This window comes from Thioclava dalianensis (assembly GCF_000715505.1).
Taxonomy (GTDB): domain Bacteria; phylum Pseudomonadota; class Alphaproteobacteria; order Rhodobacterales; family Rhodobacteraceae; genus Thioclava; species Thioclava dalianensis.
Genome location: NZ_JHEH01000012.1, coordinates 1 through 20,606, shown reverse-complemented (window position 1 = coordinate 20,606; position 20,606 = coordinate 1). Strand labels below are relative to the sequence as shown.

At 63.1% G+C, this 20,606-nt stretch carries 19 protein-coding genes; all 19 read right to left on the bottom strand.

From position 1 onward, the window contains the following. Nucleotides 1-69: 69 nt before the first annotated feature. Complete coding sequence (ftsA, locus tag DL1_RS10975; RefSeq protein WP_038066047.1) at nt 70-1,395, bottom strand: cell division protein FtsA; 1,326 nt, start codon at nt 1,393-1,395, stop codon at nt 70-72. Then, nucleotides 1,392-2,345 carry a cell division protein FtsQ/DivIB gene (locus tag DL1_RS10970; protein ID WP_081856323.1) on the bottom strand — a complete coding sequence of 318 codons (954 nt, stop codon included), beginning with the start codon at nt 2,343-2,345 and terminating at the stop codon, nt 1,392-1,394. Before DL1_RS10970 ends, ftsA begins: the two co-directional genes overlap by 4 nt. Further along, complete coding sequence (locus DL1_RS10965; RefSeq protein WP_074854877.1) at nt 2,333-3,247, bottom strand: D-alanine--D-alanine ligase; 915 nt, start codon at nt 3,245-3,247, stop codon at nt 2,333-2,335. The genes DL1_RS10970 and DL1_RS10965 overlap by 13 nt, the downstream gene beginning before the upstream one ends. 78 nt (nt 3,248-3,325) lie before the next feature. Beyond that, on the bottom strand, nt 3,326-4,255 hold the full coding sequence (gene murB, locus DL1_RS10960; RefSeq protein ID WP_038066045.1) for a UDP-N-acetylmuramate dehydrogenase: 930 nt from the start codon (nt 4,253-4,255) through the stop codon (nt 3,326-3,328). Between the two features lie 26 nt (nt 4,256-4,281). Continuing rightward, the gene (locus DL1_RS10955; RefSeq protein WP_038066044.1) at nt 4,282-4,524 is read right to left on the bottom strand and encodes a DUF2484 family protein; all 243 of its coding nucleotides are present in this window, start codon (nt 4,522-4,524) and stop codon (nt 4,282-4,284) included. After that, nucleotides 4,521-5,933, bottom strand: coding sequence for a UDP-N-acetylmuramate--L-alanine ligase (gene murC / locus DL1_RS10950; RefSeq protein WP_038066043.1), 1,413 nt, complete (start codon nt 5,931-5,933; stop codon nt 4,521-4,523). Before murC ends, DL1_RS10955 begins: the two co-directional genes overlap by 4 nt. Further along, nucleotides 5,930-7,033: a UDP-N-acetylglucosamine--N-acetylmuramyl-(pentapeptide) pyrophosphoryl-undecaprenol N-acetylglucosamine transferase gene (locus tag DL1_RS10945; protein ID WP_038066042.1), complete on the bottom strand. Its 1,104-nt coding sequence runs from the start codon at nt 7,031-7,033 to the stop codon at nt 5,930-5,932. The genes murC and DL1_RS10945 overlap by 4 nt, the downstream gene beginning before the upstream one ends. Nucleotides 7,034-7,046: 13 nt before the next feature. Next, nucleotides 7,047-8,213, bottom strand: a complete 1,167-nt coding sequence (locus DL1_RS10940; RefSeq protein WP_038066041.1) for a peptidoglycan glycosyltransferase FtsW — start codon at nt 8,211-8,213, stop codon at nt 7,047-7,049. A gap of 97 nt (nt 8,214-8,310) precedes the next feature. Beyond that, nucleotides 8,311-8,910 carry a class I SAM-dependent DNA methyltransferase gene (locus tag DL1_RS10935; protein ID WP_038066040.1) on the bottom strand — a complete coding sequence of 200 codons (600 nt, stop codon included), beginning with the start codon at nt 8,908-8,910 and terminating at the stop codon, nt 8,311-8,313. A gap of 1 nt (nt 8,911) precedes the next feature. After that, nucleotides 8,912-10,312, bottom strand: coding sequence for a UDP-N-acetylmuramoyl-L-alanine--D-glutamate ligase (gene murD, locus DL1_RS10930; RefSeq protein ID WP_038066038.1), 1,401 nt, complete (start codon nt 10,310-10,312; stop codon nt 8,912-8,914). Nucleotides 10,313-10,508: 196 nt separating this feature from the next. Next, nucleotides 10,509-11,105 carry a hypothetical protein gene (locus tag DL1_RS10925; protein WP_038066037.1) on the bottom strand — a complete coding sequence of 199 codons (597 nt, stop codon included), beginning with the start codon at nt 11,103-11,105 and terminating at the stop codon, nt 10,509-10,511. Between the two features lie 202 nt (nt 11,106-11,307). Further along, the gene (gene mraY, locus DL1_RS10920) at nt 11,308-12,390 is read right to left on the bottom strand and encodes a phospho-N-acetylmuramoyl-pentapeptide-transferase (protein ID WP_038066036.1); all 1,083 of its coding nucleotides are present in this window, start codon (nt 12,388-12,390) and stop codon (nt 11,308-11,310) included. After that, nucleotides 12,390-13,838: a UDP-N-acetylmuramoyl-tripeptide--D-alanyl-D-alanine ligase gene (locus DL1_RS10915; RefSeq protein WP_038066034.1), complete on the bottom strand. Its 1,449-nt coding sequence runs from the start codon at nt 13,836-13,838 to the stop codon at nt 12,390-12,392. The genes mraY and DL1_RS10915 overlap by 1 nt, the downstream gene beginning before the upstream one ends. Continuing rightward, the gene (locus DL1_RS10910) at nt 13,838-15,319 is read right to left on the bottom strand and encodes a UDP-N-acetylmuramoyl-L-alanyl-D-glutamate--2,6-diaminopimelate ligase (RefSeq protein WP_038066032.1); all 1,482 of its coding nucleotides are present in this window, start codon (nt 15,317-15,319) and stop codon (nt 13,838-13,840) included. Before DL1_RS10910 ends, DL1_RS10915 begins: the two co-directional genes overlap by 1 nt. A 107-nt stretch (nt 15,320-15,426) precedes the next feature. Next, complete coding sequence (locus tag DL1_RS10905) at nt 15,427-17,259, bottom strand: peptidoglycan D,D-transpeptidase FtsI family protein (RefSeq protein WP_081856322.1); 1,833 nt, start codon at nt 17,257-17,259, stop codon at nt 15,427-15,429. After that, on the bottom strand, nt 17,259-17,594 hold the full coding sequence (gene ftsL / locus DL1_RS10900; protein ID WP_342726531.1) for a cell division protein FtsL: 336 nt from the start codon (nt 17,592-17,594) through the stop codon (nt 17,259-17,261). Before ftsL ends, DL1_RS10905 begins: the two co-directional genes overlap by 1 nt. 2 nt (nt 17,595-17,596) lie before the next feature. Continuing rightward, nucleotides 17,597-18,604, bottom strand: a complete 1,008-nt coding sequence (gene rsmH / locus DL1_RS10895) for a 16S rRNA (cytosine(1402)-N(4))-methyltransferase RsmH (protein ID WP_038066024.1) — start codon at nt 18,602-18,604, stop codon at nt 17,597-17,599. A gap of 3 nt (nt 18,605-18,607) precedes the next feature. After that, nucleotides 18,608-19,093, bottom strand: a complete 486-nt coding sequence (gene mraZ, locus DL1_RS10890; RefSeq protein WP_081856328.1) for a division/cell wall cluster transcriptional repressor MraZ — start codon at nt 19,091-19,093, stop codon at nt 18,608-18,610. Nucleotides 19,094-19,831: 738 nt separating this feature from the next. Then, on the bottom strand, nt 19,832-20,606 hold a 775-nt coding region (locus tag DL1_RS10885), incomplete at its 5' end, for an Mrp/NBP35 family ATP-binding protein (RefSeq protein ID WP_038066022.1).

The window sequence follows — 20,606 nt, the reverse complement described above, 5'->3', positions numbered from 1 at the left end:
CGCCCCTGTGCTTACATCAACTTCGTGATGCAACTGCCTGACTTCGCAAAGTTTCACTTTTTCAACTTTTCACCAATTGTCGCGGAACCAACGGATTGCCCGGCGGATCGACTTTCCGCCCAAGCTTTCGATCGGCAATTCGAAATCCCACCATTCGTCTTGCGGATGGGCTGCAAACAGCGCCAAACCGACCACCGAGGAGAACCCTGCCCCGGTCGCAGCCTGCGGCAAGCCCTGCACGCGCATGGGCCGACCCAGCCGAACATTCTGCCCAAGGATTCGCGCAGCGAGACCATCGAGACCCGGGATCTGGCTTGCCCCGCCGGTCAGCACGATCTGCTGGCTCGGCAGATGCTCAAAGCCCGCCGCATCCAAAATCGCACGGACGTCTTCCAAGATCTCCTCGACGCGCGGACGCATGATACCGATCAGCTCGGCGCGGCTGATCTGGCGGCGGTCCTTTTCCCAATCGCCGGAATTCCCGCCCAGCTCGATCATCTCGCGATCATCCATCCCGGTGGCATGCACGCCGCCGTGGAAGGTCTTGATCCGCTCGGCCACGGCCATCGGCACTTGCAGCCCGGCTGCGATGTCGCGGGTGACGTGATCGCCGCCCAGCCGAACCGCATCGCCATAGATCAGGTGCTTTTTCATGAAGATCGACACGCCGGTCGCGCCGCCGCCCATATCGACACAGGCAGCACCCAGCTCCTGCTCATCCTCGACAAGGCTCGAAATGCCCGAGACATAGGCCGAGCTGGCAATCCCTGCGAGCTCCAGATCGCAGCGCCGCACGCAATAGATCAGGTTTTGGACCGCCGCATCATCGACCGTCAAAAGATGCATATCGACCGCCAGACGCGACCCCGATTGCCCCCGCGGATCGGCCAGACCCGAGCGGTGATCCAGCGCGAAATTCACCGGCTGGGCGTGTAGCACTTCGCGGCCATGGCCGATCGGGGGCATCTCGCAAGAGGCAAGAACGCGCCCGACATCGGCCTCGGTGACCTGATCGCCCTGCAACTCGATGGCGCCATCCAGCCCGTAAGAGCGCGGTTCTGCGCCCGAAAAACACGCGATGACATGATCGACGCGGGTATTGGCCATTTTCTGCGCGGCCTGAACGGCCGTCCGGATCGCCCGCTCGGTCTCGACCATCGCGTCGATCTCGCCAAAGCGCACGCCCCGCGAGCGTGTCGTCGCAGCCCCGATGACCCGCGCCGCCGCATGTCCGGCAAGCGACCCCTCGCCATCGGTGCCGTTGGGGCTGTCGAAACGCAACACCAGACAGGCAATCTTGGAGGTGCCGATATCGAGCAGCGCAATCACGCCACGCTGCATCGCGGCCTTCCGCATGTTGCGCATCGCGCGCTGGGACTCGTAGAGATCGGTCATTGGCTCGCCCTTGCTTTGAGACTGTCGGATTGCGCCTGACGGAAGGCGGCGAGCGCGTCTGCGCTCAGCCGGATCGTCGGGCGATCCTTGTTGCGAAAATCAATTACGGTAAAATCACGTTCCAGAAGCCCCTCGGCGGTGTTGAGCGCGAGGATCCGGTCCAGAGCGCCCAGCGGATCGGCATCGGGCAGCATGATGCGCTGATCGTGATCGAGCACGAGATCCCAGCGCCGCTCGCCCACCCGCTCCAGACCACGCAGCCGTGGCAGCAAAGGCCCGGCATCCGCAATCAGGCGCAACGCCTGCGGCACCGCTTGATCCGCCCCCTGCCCCACGATCAGAGGCAGGCTCGGACGCGCCTCGCGGGTGATCAGCGTGGCAACCCGGTGGCCCGTATCGTCCAGCATCTCAAGACCGCGCGGCGTCCGCCACAAAACCACCGGAACGCGCTGGGTGATCTTGGCCTCAAGCGTGCCGCCGGGGCGGATCACGAGGCTCACATCGGCCACGGCATCGAGCTTGCGGATCGTGTCGCGATAGGCGTCGAGATTGATATCGAAGCTCGAAGCGGGCAGCGTCATCGGCAGCATCGCACGCACCGCGCGCGCCACTTCCGGCCCCGCCCCGTCGATCTTCAGAAGCGAAATCATGAATTCCGGGCGGTGCTCGATCTTTTCTTTGATCGCATTGTACTGCGCGATCACCGCGTCGCGCCGTCCCGCATCACCCAGCCAGATCGCCAGCGCCGCGCCCACGACAAGCACCGGCAGCCCGACCCGAGTCAGCACACGCACCATTGGCGTCAGCCAGAGGCGTTGCAGCCGGAATGACAGCCGCGAGGGGGCCGGATCGCGCGATGAATTGCGGCGCGAGCGTTGATAGACCCGCGCAGGCATGCCGCCGCGATGATCGGCCGAAACCCGCACAGGGTCGCGCGTCACCGGTCGCATGAGGCATCCTCCACCATCCAGGTCATCAGCGCGGGGAAGTCCAAGCCACACAGCTCAGCCTGCTCCGGCGACAACGAAGTCGGCGTCATGCCGGGTTGGGTATTGGTCTCCAGCAGCACGAGCCCTTCGAGCCCGCGCGCCTCGTCCCAGCGGAAATCGGTGCGCGACAGCCCGCGGCAGCCCAGCACCTTATGGGCGCGCAGGGCATAGTCGAGACAGGCATCGGTGATCTCTTGCGGGATCTCGGCAGGCACCACATGGCGCGAGCCGCCTTCTTGATATTTGGCGGCGTAATCATACCAGCCGCTGGTGATGATCTCGGTCACGCAAAGCGCCCGATCCCCCAGAACCGAAACGGTCATCTCGCGCCCCGGCGCATAGGTCTCAACCATCACCTGATCGGGCATCTCATCCGAGAGCTGTGGCGGCGCATTGGCGCCATCCATCACAAGATAGACGCCGACCGACGAGCCCTCATTATTGGGTTTCACGACATAGGGCGCAGGCATCACATGGCGCGCCATCACATCGGCCTTGGCCGCGATCACCGACTCGACGACCGGCAGGCCTGCCTCTTTGAAAATCTGCTTGGCACGCGCCTTGTCCATCGCCAGCGCCGAAGCCAGCACACCCGAATGGGTGTAGGGCATGCGCAGCCATTCGAGAATGCCCTGAACGCAGCCATCCTCGCCCCAGCGCCCGTGCAAGGCGTTGAAAACGCAGTCAGGCGCCACTTCAAGAAGCCGCGCCACGAGGTCTGCCCCCGCATCGATTTCAATGGTCTCGTACCCTGCCGCGCGGAGCGCATTTGCGCATTCCCGCCCGCTGGACAACGACACTTCCCGCTCTGCGGAAAGGCCACCCAACAGGACTGCCACACGGTGGGATGCCCTGCTCGACATGCCCGCCACTTTCGCCTCTTGCGGGGGTTGTCCCCCGTCTGGTCTTGCTCAGATTCAGGCGCGTATCGGGTCGGGATCTTATGCCCCGAATTCGCCCACGCGCTTAATTTCCCACTCTAACGAAATTCCGCAGTTGTGCAAAACCTTTTTGCGCACCTCTTCGCCCAATCCTTCAAGGTCGGCGGCGGTCGCGTGATCGGCGTTGATCAGGAAATTGCTGTGTTTTTCGGACATTTGCGCGCCACCAAGGCGTGCCCCGCGCATGCCCGCATCGTCGATCACCTTCCACGCCTTGAGATCATGCACATCATCGGCCCGCCCGGTCGAGGAGAACCCTGCCGGATTGCGGAAGGTCGAACCGGCGGAGCGCTCGCGCGTGGGCTGGCTCTCATCGCGTCGGGCCAGTTGCTCGGCCATGCGCGCCTCAAGCGCCTCGGGATCACCGGGGCTTGTGCGAAACCGGGCGCTGACCAGAACCGCGCCCTCGGGCAAGACGCTGTGGCGATAGCCAAACTCCAGATCCTGCGGGGAGAGCGTTAGCGGCTCGCCCTTGCGCGACACCGCCTGCGCGTCGATCAGATGATCGGAGACATAGCTGCCATAGCAGCCCGCATTCATCCGCACGGCCCCGCCGATACTGCCCGGAATGGTGCGCAAAAACGTCAGATCGCGCCCCTGCGTGGCCGCGCGGCGCGCGACATGCGCATCGAGTGCCGCCGCCCCGGCCTGCACGATATCGCCGTCGAATGAGATCTCGTTGAAGCCGCGCCCAAGCCGGATCACCACGGCCCGCAACCCGCCATCGCGCACGATCAGGTTCGAGCCAACGCCTATTGGAAAGACCGCAACCGTCTCGGGCAGCCCTTTGAGAAAGGCGCACAGATCGTCAATATCAGCGGGCTGGAACAGGTAATCGGCAGGCCCGCCGACGCGCAGCCATGTCAGATCGGCCAGCGCCCGGTCGGGCGTCAGCACCCCGCGTGGCGTATAAGAAGAAGGGTTCGTCATGGCGCGTTCCTAGCGGGGCCGATGGCTCAGAGCAAGCGGCGGCGCGCCGCGCGCAGCAGATAGATCACCGGCCAGCGCAGCACCGAAATCCCGCCCGCCAGCACCAAAAGCCCCACGATCGGCCCGTGATCCAGCGTCACCCAGCCGACCAGCGGCACGCCAAGCGCAATCAGCACCCACGCCGCAGGCCAGTGAAACCGCGATGGCCCCAGCGCGATCAGCGATGCGCCAATCGCCCAGAGGCATGAGAGCAGGAGCGGAGCGCTCATGTCGCAGCCAGTTTTTGCGGCAGGCCATTGGCCCAGCTCGAGATTGTTCCAGCGCCCAGACACACGACGATGTCGCCGGGTCGCGCCTGCTCGCGTACAAGCCGCACGAGATCGTCTTCGGACAGGATCGCGCGGGCATGACGGTGGCCATGGGCAATCAGCCCGGCAACCAGATCATCGCGCGAAGCACCCTCGATCGGATCCTCGCCCGCGGCATAGACCTCGGCGATGGCGACGACATCGGCCTCGTTGAAACAGGTGCAGAAATCGTCAAACAAGGAATGCAGACGTGAATAGCGATGGGGCTGATGGACCGCGATGACGCGCGCGCCAGGGGCCACCGCCTGCCGAGCCGCCTTGAGCACGGCGGCGATCTCGACCGGGTGATGGCCGTAATCGTCGATGATGGTCACGCCGCCCAGCACCTCGCCAACCTTGGTGAAGCGCCGATTGACGCCGCCGAAGCTTGCCAGCGCCTCGCGGATTTCATCGCGTTTCATGCCCAGATGGCGGGCCACCGCGACGGCGGCCAGCGCGTTCGAGACGTTGTGGTCGCCCGGCATCGGCAGGGTGCAGCCCTCGATCATCGGCTTGCCTTCCTCGCCCTGCAAGGCAATGTCGAAATGCGCGATCCCCGCCTTATAGGTCAGGTTCAGCGCGCGCACATCGGCCTGCGCGTTGAAACCGAAGGTCACGACGCGGCGATCATTGAGCTTGCCCACCAGCGTCTGCACCTCGGGGTGATCGGTGCAGCAAACCGCCAGCCCGTAGAACGGGATGTTCGAGACGAAATCGTAAAAGCCTTTGCGCAACGCATCGAAATCGCCCCAATGCTCCATATGCTCGGGGTCGATATTGGTAACGATGGCGATGGTCGCGGGCAGCCGGTTGAACGAGCCATCGCTCTCATCGGCCTCCACAACCATCCATTCGCCCGCACCCGCGCGCGCGTTCGAGCCATAGGCATGGATGATGCCGCCATTGATCACGGTCGGGTCGAACTTGCCCTTATCGAGCAGCGTCGCCACCATCGTCGTGGTCGTCGTCTTGCCATGCGTGCCGCCGATCGCGATGTTGGATTTGAGCCGCATCAGCTCGGCCAGCATCTCGGCGCGGCGCACCACAGGCAGCCCCCGGCGCCGGGCTTCCTCCAGCTCGGGATTGCCGCGTTTGATCGCGGTGGAGATCACCACGACCCCCGCCTCACCAAGGTTTTCAGCGCGCTGCCCCTCAAAGAACGTCGCGCCAAGGCTTTCGAGACGCTCAGTAATCTTCGAGGCTTTCGCATCCGAGCCCTGCACGGTGAAGCCCTGTGTCATCAGCACCTCGGCAATCCCCGACATGCCAATTCCGCCGATACCGACGAAATGGATGGGGCCGAGCTCTCCGGGCAGTTTGGTCGCGTTCATGTCTTGGGTCCTGCTAGGTCTTGTACAAGCGCGACAAGGCGCTCTGTCGCATCGGGCACGCCGTAAGACAGCGCGGCGAGCGCCATCTGGAGAGCACCATCGGGATTGTCCAGAACGAGCGCGATCTGATCGCGCAGCGTTTCCGGGTCGAGTTTGGATTCAGGGATTGTGATCGCGCCACCGGCCACGGCCAGCCCCTTGGCATTGGCCGCCTGATGATCGCCCGCCGCCGCCGCATAGGGGATCAGGATCGCGGGACGCCCGATCACCGAGATATCGGCCACAGAGCTTGCGCCCGCCCGCGAGATCACCAATTGGCACTCGCTCAGGCGGCGCGGCACATCGTTGAAAAAGGGCTCGACCTCAGCGGTGATACCAGCGGCCTCATAGGCCGCACCGACCCGCTCAAGATCTTCAGGCCGGGCCTGATGGGCAATGCGCAGATTGTGGCGCACAGACTCGGGCAGCAGCGCCAGCGCCTCGGGCACACAATCCGACAAGATCCGCGCCCCCTGCGAGCCCCCGATCACCAGAATCGACATCGGATAGTCACCGGGCGGGATATAGGCCGCGCCCGCGCGCTCCAGAACACTCGCGCGCACCGGATTGCCGGTATGCTCGGCCTGAACCCCTTCGGGCACATCGGTGGGCCAGGTGCCGCAGGCAAAGCGATTGACCCGCTTCGCAAAGATGCGATTCACGCGGCCCATGATGCCGTTTTGCTCATGGATGGCGCGGGGCAATCCCAGAACCGTCGCCGAAGCCAGCGCCGGAATCGTCGGATAGCCGCCAAAGCCCACAACGGCGGTGGGCTTATCCGAAAGGTTTCGGAAAATAGCCGAAACGATGCCACCTGCGATTTTGAACGGGGTCAGCAGCTTGGCCAGCGGCCCGCCGCGCGCGAAAGTGGCCGAGCTGACCTGCTCGACTGTCACCACATGAGGAAAGCCGCCCGCATAGCGTGCGCCGCGCGCATCGGTCGACAGCTTGACCCGCCAGCCGCGCCGTACCATCGCCTCGGCCAGCGCTTGAGCGGGGAACATATGACCGCCCGTGCCGCCCGCGGCGATCAGCAAGAGCGGGGTTTTGTCAGAGTTCATGATACCCTCCGGTTTACCGGTTGCGCCGGGCGAGAATATCAGAAATTTGGCCTTGCGGGCGGGTCCGCGTCAACGCAAGCAACATGCCCACCGCGATGCCCGAGGCGATCACGGACGAGCCGCCATAGCTGACAAAGGGCAAGGTCATGCCCTTTGCAGGCAAGAGCCGCACCGCCACGCCCATATTGATGATCGCCTGCACCCCGAAGGAGCAGGCAAGCCCGGTGCCGGCCAAGCGGATAAACGGGTCGCGCTCACGGGTCAGACGAAACAGCGAGCGGATCACGACGGTGGCGTAGAGCGCGATGATGCACAGAACGAGGATCAGCCCGTATTCTTCAGCCGCCACAGCGATGATGAAATCGGTATGCGCATCCGGCAGCGACCATTTGACCGAGCCCTGCCCGACGCCTACGCCGAAGAATCCGCCCTCTTGGATCGCGTTGGTCGCATAGCCGATCTGGGTGCGCGGATCGACATCGGTCGAGAGGAAGCCGTTGATCCGGCGGGCAAAGTGCTCTGAGAAATTATAGGCGAAGAAGCCGCCCGAAATCGTCAGCGCCCCGATCCCGGTCAGCAGCACAATCGGTGCGCCCGAAACGAAATACATCACCGACCATGCAAACAGCACGAGCGAGGCCTGACCGAAATCGGGCTGCAACGCGAGCATGATGACGATGAATACGGTGAGAATGAAGGAATAGGCGCGTCCGGGCGGCCCGCCGACCTCATGGGCCGCAGCCATCATCCAGCCGGTCATGATGATCAAACCGGGCTTGAGAAACTCCGAGGGTTGCACCGAGGCAAAGCCCATCGAGATCCAGCGCACGGCCCCTTTGCCGAAATCGGTGCCGATCACTGGCAGCGCGAGCACCGCCAGAAACGCGATCGCAAACCCGATCACACCCAGCCTGCGGATTTGGCGGGGATCAAGCATCGACATGCCCAGCATTGCGCAAAGCGCAATCGCGCCGAACACGGCCTGTCGTTTCACGTAGTAGAACGGCTCAAGACCATTGCGCTCGGCCAACGGCACAGAGGCTGCCAGCCCCAGCAACATGCCGACACCAAACAGCAGCAGAACTGCCGAAAGCGCCCATTTATCAATGGTGCGCCACCACTTGGGAAGAACAGGTTCACCGACCCTTACGGGCGCGGCACCAAATGCCATTTCTGTCATGGGCTAATACCGCCGTCACTGCCTCAAATCGCCCGTTTTCCGGGTCTAATGCAAAGGGTAACGCAAATGATCTTTGCTGGCTAGGGAAAAGGCCTCATCAGCGCCTTTGCGCCAGCCATAATGAGCGGCCCGCGCATTCGGGATCTTGAGCGACAAAACGGCGCGCGATCAGCCCGTTTTGCTCCAGCAGCTGCGCATAATGGGCCGGGCTGAGCGAGGCATGATAGACGGGCACCCCGGCCACCGAGCCAATCGGCTCGCCCACATCGGGGCCGCAGGTAAATAACAGGTGACCGCCGGATGTGAGATGCTGCGCGAAGGTGGCAAACATGTCCTGCTGAGCCTGCGGCGAGAGATGAAAGAACGAGTCAAACGCGATCACCGCATCAAAGCGCTCGCCCAGATCCAGCCCCCGCATATCCGCGCAGATCCAGCGCGCGGCCGGGAAACGGTCTTTCGCGATCTCCAGCATCGCGGGCGCAATATCGACACCCGTCACGGCAAAACCCTGCGCAATCAGCCAACCTGCCACGGGCTCGCCCGCGCCGCAGCCCAGATCGAGCACCCGCGCCCCGGGCTCCAGCCCTGCGACTGCGCGCGTCAGCCATGTCTCTTCAAAGAGCGAGCGATTGCGCGCCCGGTCCCACTCAACCGCAACCCGTTGATAGGTAATTGGAATGTCGTCGGGACCGCTCATCTTACCTCGGAAGGGCGGCAACAAGCTGCGCGAAATGCTCACCGCGTTTTTCGAAATTGGGATATTGATCGAAACTGGCAGCTGCGGGGGCAAGCAACACGGTGTCGCCCGCCTCGGCATCGCGCGCACAAGCTGCCACCGCCGCCTCCATCGTCTCGCAGATCTCATGCGCGAGCGGGGCCAGTTCGAGCGCGAAGTCCCGTGCGGAATGGCCGATGAAATAGGCTTTTTTTACCGATCCCAGATGCTCCAAGAGCCCCGAGACGCCGCCATCCTTACCCAAGCCTCCCGCGATCCAACGGATATTTTCAAACGCCTGCAAGGCTTTGGCGGCGCTGTCCACATTGGTCGCCTTGGAGTCATTGACCCAGCGCACGCCATTGATCTCGGCCAGCGTCTGCGAGCGGTGCGGCAAACCTTTAAAGCTGTGAAACGCCGCCTCGATTTCGCGCGGGGCAATGCCGAGCGCGCGCACAGCGGCATAGGCCGCGCAGGCATTTTGATGGTTATGCGCGCCCGGAAGCCCGGTCACCTCGCGCAGATCGATCGAGGCGATCTGCCGCCCCTTGCGCCATTCTGCCAGAAACCCCTTGCGCGCAAAGACCGACCAGCCCCAATCGCCCAGCTTGCGCGCCGAGGAGACCCGGATCAGCCGGTCGTCATTGCGCCCCATCGCGATCTGATTGGCGAGATAGGCGCCCTCCGGCTCATCGACGCCGATCACCGCGCGATCCGGACCGCCCTCTGCGAAAAGCCGCCGTTTGGCCGCGAAATACCCGCCCATCCCGCCATGTCGGTCCAGATGATCGGGCGTGAGATTGGTGAACACCGCAATATCCGGGGTCAGCGCGCGGGCCAGATCGGTCTGATAAGAGGACAGCTCCAGCACGACGACATCGCCGCCTTCGGGCGGATCGAGATCCAGAACGCCGCGCCCGATATTGCCCGCCATCTGCGCAGGACGCCCGGCTTCGGTCAGGATATGGTGGATCAGCGCGGTGGTGGTGGACTTGCCATTCGACCCGGTGACACAGATCGTGCGCGGCGCGACATCGAAATTCGCCCAGTTCGAGGTCGCCCATGAGGCAAAGAACAGCCCGATATCATTGTCGACCGGAACGCCCGCCCGCATCGCCGCCGCAATCACCGCATTGGGCGCAGGGTAAAGATGCGGAATGCCCGGAGAGGTGATCAGCGCGGCGATATCTTCAAACGCGCCTGCCCGGGTGAGATCGGTGATCTGATAGCCCTCGGCCTCGGCACGCGCCCGACCCTCGGGGCTGTCATCCCAGCAGACCGGGATCGCGCCGCCCGCCTGCAAGGCTGCAGCCGTGGCGAGCCCCGAGCGGCCCAAACCGAGTACCGCGACCTTCTGCCCGTCATATCCTTGAACCGGAATCATGGCCTCTCCTGTCATCTCGCGCCAAAGGGCCATGCCCCGCTGTGGCGCAAACATGTCAGTTGCGCCCACACCCCTGAGATATTTCAACGTGCTCCAAGGGGAAAGAGGGATTGCACAGGGGAGGCACGACACCGTCGCATATGAAAACGGCGCGCAAGGAGACCTTGCGCGCCGAATAGGCTAGCTGTTCAAGCAATTACTTGCTGACAGCCGCGTCCTGTTGCATCTCAAGCGTGTTGAGGATGTCCGACAGCTTCATGTTCAGCGTCAGCTTGTCGCCCGACATATCCGAGGCCGGAACGCTGATTTTGAACAGCGAAACGGGGGTATCCACGGTGTCGTCGACGCGGACATAGACCTCATCGGTATCGCCCATCGAGACCACTTTCTCGACCGTACCGACAGCTGCGCCATCCGACGACACAACGGCCTCATTGGTACCGGCCTGCGCCTTGTTCTCACCGATGCCCGAACTCGTGGTCAGCTGGTTCTCGTCAGGGATCTGGTTTTCACCCATCGACGTGGAGTCCGTCATCGCCGTACCGGTCTTGACATCGGCCTCGCCATATTGCGTGCCGTCGCCATTCGCGGTCGTCGTGTCGACTGCGGGCGGGTTGCCCTGCGAGGTTTCTGTCTCCGGCACGATCTGCATTTTGTAGTCAATCAAACCGTATTGACCGTTTTGGTCGTCGGAGTTGCTCGTTGCCACGTTATCAGCATAGGCCATCGAACCCAGCGAAATCGCGCCAGCGAGAGCGGTGGTCGAAAGGATGATGTTAAACTTATTACGCATAGCGTCCTCCAAAAAAAATTGCGTTGCGGCTCTTCTTGAGCTGCGTTGCGTCTCGGGAGGTAAACGGGATGTGAGTGCCAAAAGTTCACTCAAATAAATGTGAACGAAAGCGGAAAAATTATTTGGAACCAAAGACCTAGCCTAGGAGTTTGCGCGCCCGTGGGTCTAAGATGTGAGGCTGCGGGCGCGCGACATTCAAAGCTCAGCGGATCTTGAGCGTGGCCAGACCGATCAGCGCGAGAATCAGCGAAATAATCCAGAACCGGATCACGATCTGCGGCTCCGACCAGCCCTTCTTTTCAAAGTGATGGTGGATCGGCGCCATCAGGAAGACCCGCTTTCCGGTGCGCTTGAAATAGGCCACCTGAATGATGACGCTGAGCGCCTCGACGACGAACAGACCGCCCACGATGCCAAGAACGATCTCGTGCTGCGTGCACACGGCAATCGCGCCAAGCGCGCCGCCCAGTGCCAAAGAGCCCGTATCGCCCATGAAAACCGCAGCTGGCGGCGCGTTATACCACAAAAAGCCAAGCCCGCCCCCGATCAGCGCGGCGGCAAAGATCGCAAGCTCGCCCGTGCCCGGCACGAATTGCACGCCCAGATATTCGGTGAAGTCGGTGCGGCCCACGACATAGGCAATCGCGCCCAGCGTCCCGGCAGCAATCATCACCGGCATGATCGCAAGCCCATCAAGCCCGTCGGTCAGGTTCACCGCATTGGCAGAGCCCACGATCACGAACATCGCGAAGGGGATGTAGAAATAGCCCAGATTGAGCACGACGCTTTTGACAAACGGGATTTCGACGTGACCTGCAAGCTCTGACGGGTGCAGATACCAAGTCGCAATGGCCGCCAGACAGGCCAACAAGAACCCAAGGCCCAGCCGCATCCGCCCGCTCACGCCCTTGGTGTTTTGCTTGGACACCTTGGCGTAATCATCGGCGAACCCGATTGCGGCATAGCCGTAGGTCACAGCAAGGACGACCCAGATATAACCATTGCTCAGCCGCGCCCAGAGCAACGTCGAGACCAGCAGCGCCGCGAGGATCAAAAGCCCGCCCATCGTAGGCGTTCCGGCCTTGGCGATATGGCCCGCAGGGCCGTCATCGCGGATCGGCTGCCCCTTGCCCTGACGCATCCTCAGCGTGCGGATGAACCACGGGCCAAAGAGAAAGCCGAAGAGCAAAGCGGTAAAGAACGCCCCGCCCGCGCGAAAGGTGATGTAGCGAAACAGGTTGAACACGCCGCCGCCATCAGAGAGATCCGTGAGCCAGTAAAGCATTAGTCTTTTCCCTTATGCGCCTCGGACGCGCCGGGCTGGCGCAGCTTCAAGAGTGCGGCAACCACGAGGCTTACCTTTGAGCCTTTCGAGCCCTTCACCATCACCACATCGCCGGGATCGACGAGATGGCGCGCCCGTTCGGCAAGTTTCTCGGCCGTCGTGAAATATTCGCCTCGCTTGGTGCGCGGCAAGGCATCGCGCAGTTGGGCCATGCGTGGCCCCGCGAGATGCACCATGTCGATCTTCTCCATGGCAGGCAGGCTGGCCAAAGCGGCATGCAGCGCGTTCTCATCCGCACCCAGCTCCAGCATATCGCCCAGAATAGCGACCCGGCGGCCTTTGGCGTGACGCCCCACCCCATCGCGTGGCGCGGCCCCGGCGAGCACCTCGAGCGCAGCCGTCATAGAGGCGGGGTTGGCGTTGAACGCATCATCAAAAAGATCGAAACTCTCGCCCTCATCGACCACATCCATGTAGATCCGCTGACGCTGACCACGCCCCGCAGGCGGCTCCCATGCGCCAAGATCCATCGCCGCGACCGTCGCATCACAGCCCGCGGCCTCGGCCAGCGCCAGCACGCCCAAGGCATTGGTGGCGAAATGCTTGCCCGGTGTCATCACCTTGAACAGCATCGCGCTGCCCGCATGCTCTGCTTGCACGACCGTGGCATCCCCCGCGATCCGCGCATCAAGCAGATGATAATCCGACCCCTTGGCCGGGCCGAATGTCACAACCTGAGCGGCCTTCGCAGCGGCTTCTTGCAAGATCGGGGTCACTTCAAGCCCAGTCGGGATCACAGCTATTCCGCCCGGCTCCAGCCCGTCGAAAATCGCCCCCTTCTCGCGGGCGATGCCCGACAGATCGTCAAAAGCCTCAAGATGGGCGGCGGCCACCGTCGTGATCAGCGCCGCATGGGGACGGGCCAGACGGGCCAACGGAGAGATCTCGCCGGGATGGCTCATCCCGATCTCGATCACCGCGAAATCGGCGTCTTCGGGCAACCGCGCCAGCGTGACGGGCACCCCCCAGTGATTGTTGAAACTCGCCTCGGCGGCATGGACCGAGCCATGCGCGGAGAGCACCGCGCGCAGCATCTCCTTGCTCGAGGTTTTGCCGACCGAGCCGGTGATCGCAAGCACCCGGGCCCGCGAGCGCGCACGCCCCGCCCGTCCCAGATCCTCAAGCGCGCAGAGCACATCGCCCACGACCAAAAGCGGATCGGCCTTGCTGCAGCCCTCGGGGACGCGCGCAACCAAGGCACCCGCCGCTCCCTTGTCGAGCGCCTGACGCACGAAATCATGGCCGTCGCGCGCATCTGTCAGCGCCACGAAGAGATCACCGGGCCGCAGCGTGCGAGTATCGATCGAGATACCGCTTGCCTCAAAGGGCTGCGTCGCATCCCCACCGGTTGCACGGGCCGCGTCAGCAGAGGTCCAGAGCACTGTCATCAGATTTTCCCATCCAACGCGGCAACCGCAAGGCTTGCCTGTTCGGCATCATCGAACGGATAGGTGTCCGAGCCGATCACCTGCCCGCTCTCATGGCCCTTGCCCATCACCAACAGCGCGTCCCCCGGCCCAAGCGCATCGACGCCGCGCAAGATCGCCTCGGCGCGGTCGCCCACCTCCATCGCATTGGGCGCGCCCAGCATCACCGAGGCGCGAATGCTCGATGGGTCTTCCGAGCGCGGATTGTCATCGGTCACGATCACCAGATCCGCATGGGTGGCCGCCGCCTCGCCCATCAGCGGGCGCTTGGTCGCATCGCGGTCCCCGCCCGCCCCGACGATTGCGATCAGACGGCCCATCACATGCGGGCGCAGCGCGCTCAGCGCGGTCTTCACCGCATCGGGCGTATGGGCAAAATCGACAAACACCGTCGCCCCGGTCTCACGGGTCGCGGCAAGCTGCATCCGCCCGCGCACCGTGCTCAGCCGCGGCAAGGTCGCAAACACCTCCTCGGCCTCGGCACCGCAGGCAATTGCCAGCGCCGCCGCTGACAGCACGTTCATCGCCTGAAACCCGCCAATCAGCGGCAGCCGGGTCATCTGCGTCCAGCCCTGCCAGGCAAAGCGCACATCCTGCCCCGTCGCATCGTAGCGCTGGCCGAGGATCTGCATTTCGCACGCATCCGTGCTGCCGATTCCGATCAGCTCCTGCCCGCGTGCGGTGATAAACTTGGCAAGCTCAGCGCCCTTGGGATCATCGAGATTGATAACCGCCGCGCCATCCTCGGGCAGTACACGGGTGAACAGGCCCGCTTTCGCCGCGAAATAGGCCTCGAAGCTCTCGTGGTAATCGAGATGATCTTGCGTGAAATTGGTGAAGGCGGCGGCGCTCAGCGTCACCCCATCAAGCCTGCGCTGTTCCAGCCCGTGCGAGCTGGCCTCCATCGCCGCATGGGTCACGCCCACGCCCGCCATATCCGCCAGAAGCCGGTGCAATGTGATCGGCTCGGGCGTGGTATGCGGTGAGGGCGCGGTGTAGCTGCCCTCGACACCCGTCGTGCCGATATTGCACGCCTCTAGCCCCAGCAAGTGCCAGATCTGGCGGGTAAAACTGGCAACCGAGGTCTTGCCGTTGGTGCCGGTCACCGCGACCACGGTCTCGGGCTGACGACCAAACCAGAGCGCTGCGGCAAAGGCCAGCGCCTGACGCGGATCTTGTGTGATCACGAGGGCCACATCCGTGCCCTCAAGAGCCGCGCGCGCCACCGCCTCGCCCGCGCGATCGGTCAGAACCGCAGCCGCCCCCATGCGCAACGCATAGGGCACGAACTCCGCGCCATGTATCTTAGATCCGGGGAGCGCTGCGAACAGATGACCCGGCTTGACCAGCCGACTGTCGACCGAAAGGCCCGATACCGCCCGGTCCGGCCCGCCCAGTGGCGTCAGCCCCAATTCGCTCAGCATCTTGGTGCCTGCGGCCATCTCACCCGTCCTTCGCTCAGTTCGGCGTTCTTATCATGGCCCGCCCTGCCAAGGTCAAGGCGCGGCGCGGGCGGATCCGCGCCGATAAGCGGGATCGAACTCAACGCCTATTCGTCATCCTTGCCATCACCGCTCGACTTCACAAGCTGGATACCGTCGAGCACATCGGGGGTCTTGGCCTCGGGGCGCAGCCCCAACAGAGGAGCGACGCGCCGGATCGCCTCGGCCGCCACAGGCACAGCCGTCCAGCCCGCTGTCCGGCGCGGGATTTTACCCGATGTATCGCTCGGCTCATCGAGGGTCAGGATCAGCACATATTGAGGATTGGTGACCGGAAAAATCCCCGCGAAGGTCGAGATCACCTTTTTGTCGTAATAGCCGCCCTGCGGATTGGGCTTGTCAGCCGTGCCGGTCTTGGCGGCCACCTGATAGCCCTCGACATTGCCATAGCTGGCGGTGCCGCGCGTGACCACCGCGCGCATCATCGCCAACACCTTCCGGGCCACATCGGGCCGGATCACCTGTGCCCCCTCGGGGGCGCCATATTCCTGTTTAACGGGCCTGCGCGGCCCACCCTGCGCGATCAGCGTCGGCAGCACCCGCCGCCCGTCATTGGCCATCGTCGCATAGGCCGCAGCCAGATGCAGCGGGCTGTCGGCAAGACCGTGACCGTAACCGATCGTCATCGAGGCCATTTCCGACCACGGCTTGGGCAGGATCGGACGCCCGGTCGGCGCTTCGATCAGCTCCACCGGGGTCGGCTCCAGCAGACCGAGCTTACCCAAAAATTCGCGTTGCGCCTCGGGGCCAATCTTCTGCACGATCCGCGCCGTCCCGATATTCGAGCTATGCACGATGATATTGGTGACCGAGAGCGTTTTGCCGTAATTGTGGAAATCGTGGATCGTGAAGCCCCCAAAGCGGAAGGGCTGCGTGTCGATCTGCGTATCGGGCGTCACAAGGCCCATTTGCAGCGCCTGGCTCACCGCGAAGATCTTGAAGGTCGAGCCCAGCTCATACATCCCCTGCACGGCGCGGTTGAACAGCGGGCTGTCCGACGGATCGCCTTTGAGAAGCGGCGCGGGCCGGTCGTTGGGGTCAAAATCAGGCAGGCTTGCCATCGAGACGATCTCGCCCGTCTTGACCCGCATCAGAACTGCCGTTGCGCCCTTGGCATTCATCAGCTTCATGCCGCCCGCGAGCACATCCTCCATCGCGGCCTGAACCGTGAGATCCAGCGACAGCTTGAGCGGCTTGCCGTCATTGGCCGGATCGCGCAGCCATTTGTCATATTCCTTCTCAATGCCCGCAACGCCGAGAATCTCTGCCGAGTTCACCCCTTCCGTGCCGTAGCGCGCCCCGCCCAGCACATGGGCGGCAAGGTGACCATTGGGATAAAGACGCATCTCGCGCGGACCAAAAAGCAGCCCCGGATCGCCGATATCATGCACGGCCTGCATCTGCTCGGGGCTGATGCGCTTCTTGATCCAGACGAATTTGCGCCCGCCGGTGAAATCCTTGATCAGACGGTCGCGATCGAGATCGGGGAAGATCTTGACCAGCTTATCCACCGTCCCGACCGGATCGATCATCAGCGGCGGCTGGGCGTAAAGCGCATGGGTCAACAGGTTGGTGGCCAGCACCCGCCCCTTGTCATCGACGATATCGGCGCGCTGCGAATAGATCACCGGCGCTGCGCCATCCGTCTGCGGCTCTTCGGGACGGGCGGCGGCGAAAGAGCCCATCCGCAGGCCGACCGTCATGAAGGCTGCGAGAAACAGCACCGACATGACCAACAAACGCCCCTCGGCGCGCTGGCGGGCGTGATCGCGCGAGGCCTCGCCGCGCAAACGACGGTTCTCGCGCTCGATTGCATCGGGGTTCTCGCCGCGTTCACGGGCTTTCAAAATGCGGGCAAGCGGACGAAGCGGGGTACGCATCAGCGATCCTCCTGCGAGCTGACATCGACCGGCGCGCCAAGCTCATCAACCTTCGGGGTCGGATAGGCGATCTGCCCGACCGAACCGAATTGCTCGGGCGTCATCGGCAACAGCTGCAATGCCCCGAAATTGAGATTAACAAGCTCGCGCAACCGTTTGGGGCGGTTGAGATAAGCCCATTCGGCGTTGAGCACCGACAGCCCCTCATTGAGCGAAGAGATCTCGCGGTTGAGATCGCGCAGCGTATCCACCCGATCCTGCGTGTCGTAATTGACGTGATAGGCCCAGAAAGCGAGCGCGAGCACACCGATCGCAGTGGCAAGATAGGCAAACATTCTCACCGGCGTTTCCCCTTCTTCTGTCCGACCACAAGCCCCGGAAGGCCGAGCTGCGTGCGGTCGGTGGCCTCGGCCGGCTGCGTGGTCCGGCGCGCCACGCGCAACCGGGCCGAACGCGCACGGGGGTTGATCTCCAACTCTTCCGCATCCGGGCCATCGCCCTTCACGACCAGCTCAAACGCGGGCGTGCGGGTTTCTTGAATCGGCGCGTGGCGCGAACCGCCGCCACCCGTCGAGGCGCGCGCCGCCATGAACCGCTTGACCACGCGATCCTCAAGCGAGTGAAAGCTCACCACGGCCAGCAGCCCGCCCGGTTTGAGCGCACGTTCCGCCGCCTCAAGCCCTGCGATCAGCTGGCCAAATTCGTCATTCACCGCGATCCGCAGCCCCTGGAAAGACCGCGTGGCTGGGTGGCTCTGGCCGGGTTTCTGGCGCGGCAGACAGCTCTCGATCACCTTCACAAGCTGCAAGGTCGTCTCGAACGGCGCTTTCTCGCGCGCGGAGACGATGGCCTTGGCGATCCGGCGCGAGGCCCGCTCCTCGCCATATTGATAGAGAATATCGGCGATCTCGGCCTCGTCGCGCTCATTGACGATATCAGCGGCCGAAGCGCCCTCTTGCGACATCCGCATATCGAGCGGCCCCTCGCGCATGAAGGAAAAGCCGCGCTCCGCCTGATCGAGCTGCATCGAGGAGACGCCCAGATCGAGCACGATGCCGTCAAGCAACGCCTCGCTATAGCTGTCCATCTCGGAAAATGTGCCCTCAACCAGCGTGAGCCGGTCGCCATAGCCATCGCGCCACGCCTGCGCCATCTCGAACACGGCCGGATCGCGATCGACGCCGATTACACGATCCGCGCCCGCCTCAAGCAGACCGCGCGTGTAGCCCCCTGCCCCGAAAGTACCGTCAAGCCAAAGCCCAGAAACAGGCGCGACCGCTTTGAGAAGCGGCCGCAGAAGTACGGGGACGTGGGGGGCGTCTGAAGGGGCGTCCCGATCCGGCATCGCTCACTCCGTCGACAATAGGCTGAGCGGATCGAAATCGTCGCCTTGCTCTTCGATCCACTGCTCGACATTCGCGGCATCCGCCGCCTCGAATGTCTCGGGCTTCCAGATCTCAAAGGTCTCACCGACGCCCGAGAAATACGCCTCGTTATCAAGCTCGATCTTGGTGCGCAGGGTCGCGGGCAGCACAAGGCGCCCGTCGGGATCCACTTCGGTGGGATGCGATTTCGACAGGATCGCGCGTTGAAGGATGGTGCGATTCTTGGAACCGCGCGGCATTGCGGCAATATCCGCCGCCAGCGCCTCGAAGGCGGCCTGCGTGTATACCTGAAGCATTTTTTGCTTGTCGGAGCCGTAGACGATGACCATGCGGGGACGATCTTGATTGGGGCGTTCGGGATCACCCTCTTCCAGCTCACGACGAAACAGGGCCGGAATCGACACGCGACCCTTGCTGTCCACCTTGAAGGTGTATTCGCCTATGAACATGCCCGCCAAGCGCGCGCTCCTAACCTGTCCCCGGCCCGAAGGCCGTTAATGAAAACGACGGACTGAGCTGCTGCCACTGCCCAATCCGTCGCCCTCGTCCCATCTCTGGGTATGTCCGACTACGCGCGCCACCTGGGGGGATGTCTGCTCGCCCGCGCGCCGGATCTCTTTGTTTTCGTGAAGCGAGAGCCTGTATGAAACCTGCATTTCGCCGTGAGGTCTTATTGCCTCGTTTGTATTCGCTTCCGATGAACAAGGGATGCCATGGTATTTTATGGGAAGCAACAAAAAAGTTCCGGAAAACAGGCCAGATGTTGTGCGGATCAACACTACCAAACAAGACCTTGTAGCGAAATCCATCTACCAATAGGATAAATCGACCCATCTCTGTCTATATATAGTATTTTTCGACTTCTAGGATCCGGCACAAAATTCTTCCCGCACAATCCCATCCCAGTGCGAAACCTGCGACTTCCAAGCAACAGAAGGCCGTGTTTCAGGGGCTCTCGGGGACGTGACTCTCCGCGAGATTGGGTGTTTTTCGCGTGAATCGGGCGGATCTACGCCGATTCCCTTCATCACACCCCATCACGCACGCGTGTCCCATCAATTCCCATAGATGAGTGCCATGAAATCCCGTAGCACTCCCGATCCGAGACCGTGATACGCAAAAGGCGCCCAGATGGGCGCCCTTCAAGAGTGATCTGACTTCGAGGCGGCGCTTGCGGCCTTCCCCCTTTAGACGACCTGCTGCGCGATCAGCGCCCGGGCAAGGGCTGCATAGCTGTCCGAGGCCGCTCCCGCCCCCGCCGCGATCGGCGTCCCGGCATCCCCGGCCAGCCGCACCTCAAGATCCAACGGCAATGCGCCAAGGAAGGGCAAGCCCAGCGCCGTGGCTTCCGTCTCGACACCACCGTGACCGAAGAGATGCGCCTCATGACCACAGTTGGGGCATATATAAGTCGACATATTCTCGATCAGCCCGACCACCGGCGCCTTGAGGCGGCGGAACATATCAATTGCCTTCTTGGCATCGAGCAGCGCCACATCCTGCGGCGTCGAGACCACAATCGCCCCATCCAGCGTCGTTTTCTGACAGAGCGACAGCTGCACATCCCCGGTGCCGGGCGGCAGATCAATCAACAGCACATCAAGCGGACCATAGAGATCCCACTTCACCTGAAAGAGCATCTGCTGCAGCGCGCCCATGAGCATCGGGCCGCGCCAGATCACCGCCTCATCCTCTTTCAGCATCAGACCGATCGACATCAAGGTGATGCCATGCGCCTGCAAGGGCTCGATCGTCTGACCATCGGGCGAGGCAGGCCGCTTGCTGGCCCCCATCATCCGCGGCTGGGACGGACCGTATATATCAGCATCGAGCAGCCCCACCTTTTTACCCGCCCGCGCGAGCGCCACGGCGAGGTTCGACGAGACCGTGGATTTCCCGACCCCGCCCTTGCCGGACCCGATCGCTATGATCTTCTTCACATTGGGTACCGGCCGGGGCCCC

Coding starts and splice junctions, on each gene's coding strand:
- ftsA (WP_038066047.1), bottom strand. CDS start 1,395: ATGACCGATCTCTACGAGTCCCAGCGCGCGATGCGCAACATGCGGAAG.
- DL1_RS10970 (WP_081856323.1), bottom strand. CDS start 2,345: ATGCGACCGGTGACGCGCGACCCTGTGCGGGTTTCGGCCGATCATCGC.
- DL1_RS10965 (WP_074854877.1), bottom strand. CDS start 3,247: ATGTCGAGCAGGGCATCCCACCGTGTGGCAGTCCTGTTGGGTGGCCTT.
- murB (WP_038066045.1), bottom strand. CDS start 4,255: ATGACGAACCCTTCTTCTTATACGCCACGCGGGGTGCTGACGCCCGAC.
- DL1_RS10955 (WP_038066044.1), bottom strand. CDS start 4,524: ATGAGCGCTCCGCTCCTGCTCTCATGCCTCTGGGCGATTGGCGCATCG.
- murC (WP_038066043.1), bottom strand. CDS start 5,933: ATGAACGCGACCAAACTGCCCGGAGAGCTCGGCCCCATCCATTTCGTC.
- DL1_RS10945 (WP_038066042.1), bottom strand. CDS start 7,033: ATGAACTCTGACAAAACCCCGCTCTTGCTGATCGCCGCGGGCGGCACG.
- DL1_RS10940 (WP_038066041.1), bottom strand. CDS start 8,213: ATGACAGAAATGGCATTTGGTGCCGCGCCCGTAAGGGTCGGTGAACCT.
- DL1_RS10935 (WP_038066040.1), bottom strand. CDS start 8,910: ATGAGCGGTCCCGACGACATTCCAATTACCTATCAACGGGTTGCGGTT.
- murD (WP_038066038.1), bottom strand. CDS start 10,312: ATGATTCCGGTTCAAGGATATGACGGGCAGAAGGTCGCGGTACTCGGT.
- DL1_RS10925 (WP_038066037.1), bottom strand. CDS start 11,105: ATGCGTAATAAGTTTAACATCATCCTTTCGACCACCGCTCTCGCTGGC.
- mraY (WP_038066036.1), bottom strand. CDS start 12,390: ATGCTTTACTGGCTCACGGATCTCTCTGATGGCGGCGGCGTGTTCAAC.
- DL1_RS10915 (WP_038066034.1), bottom strand. CDS start 13,838: ATGACAGTGCTCTGGACCTCTGCTGACGCGGCCCGTGCAACCGGTGGG.
- DL1_RS10910 (WP_038066032.1), bottom strand. CDS start 15,319: ATGGCCGCAGGCACCAAGATGCTGAGCGAATTGGGGCTGACGCCACTG.
- DL1_RS10905 (WP_081856322.1), bottom strand. CDS start 17,259: ATGCGTACCCCGCTTCGTCCGCTTGCCCGCATTTTGAAAGCCCGTGAA.
- ftsL (WP_342726531.1), bottom strand. CDS start 17,594: ATGTTTGCCTATCTTGCCACTGCGATCGGTGTGCTCGCGCTCGCTTTC.
- rsmH (WP_038066024.1), bottom strand. CDS start 18,604: ATGCCGGATCGGGACGCCCCTTCAGACGCCCCCCACGTCCCCGTACTT.
- mraZ (WP_081856328.1), bottom strand. CDS start 19,093: ATGTTCATAGGCGAATACACCTTCAAGGTGGACAGCAAGGGTCGCGTG.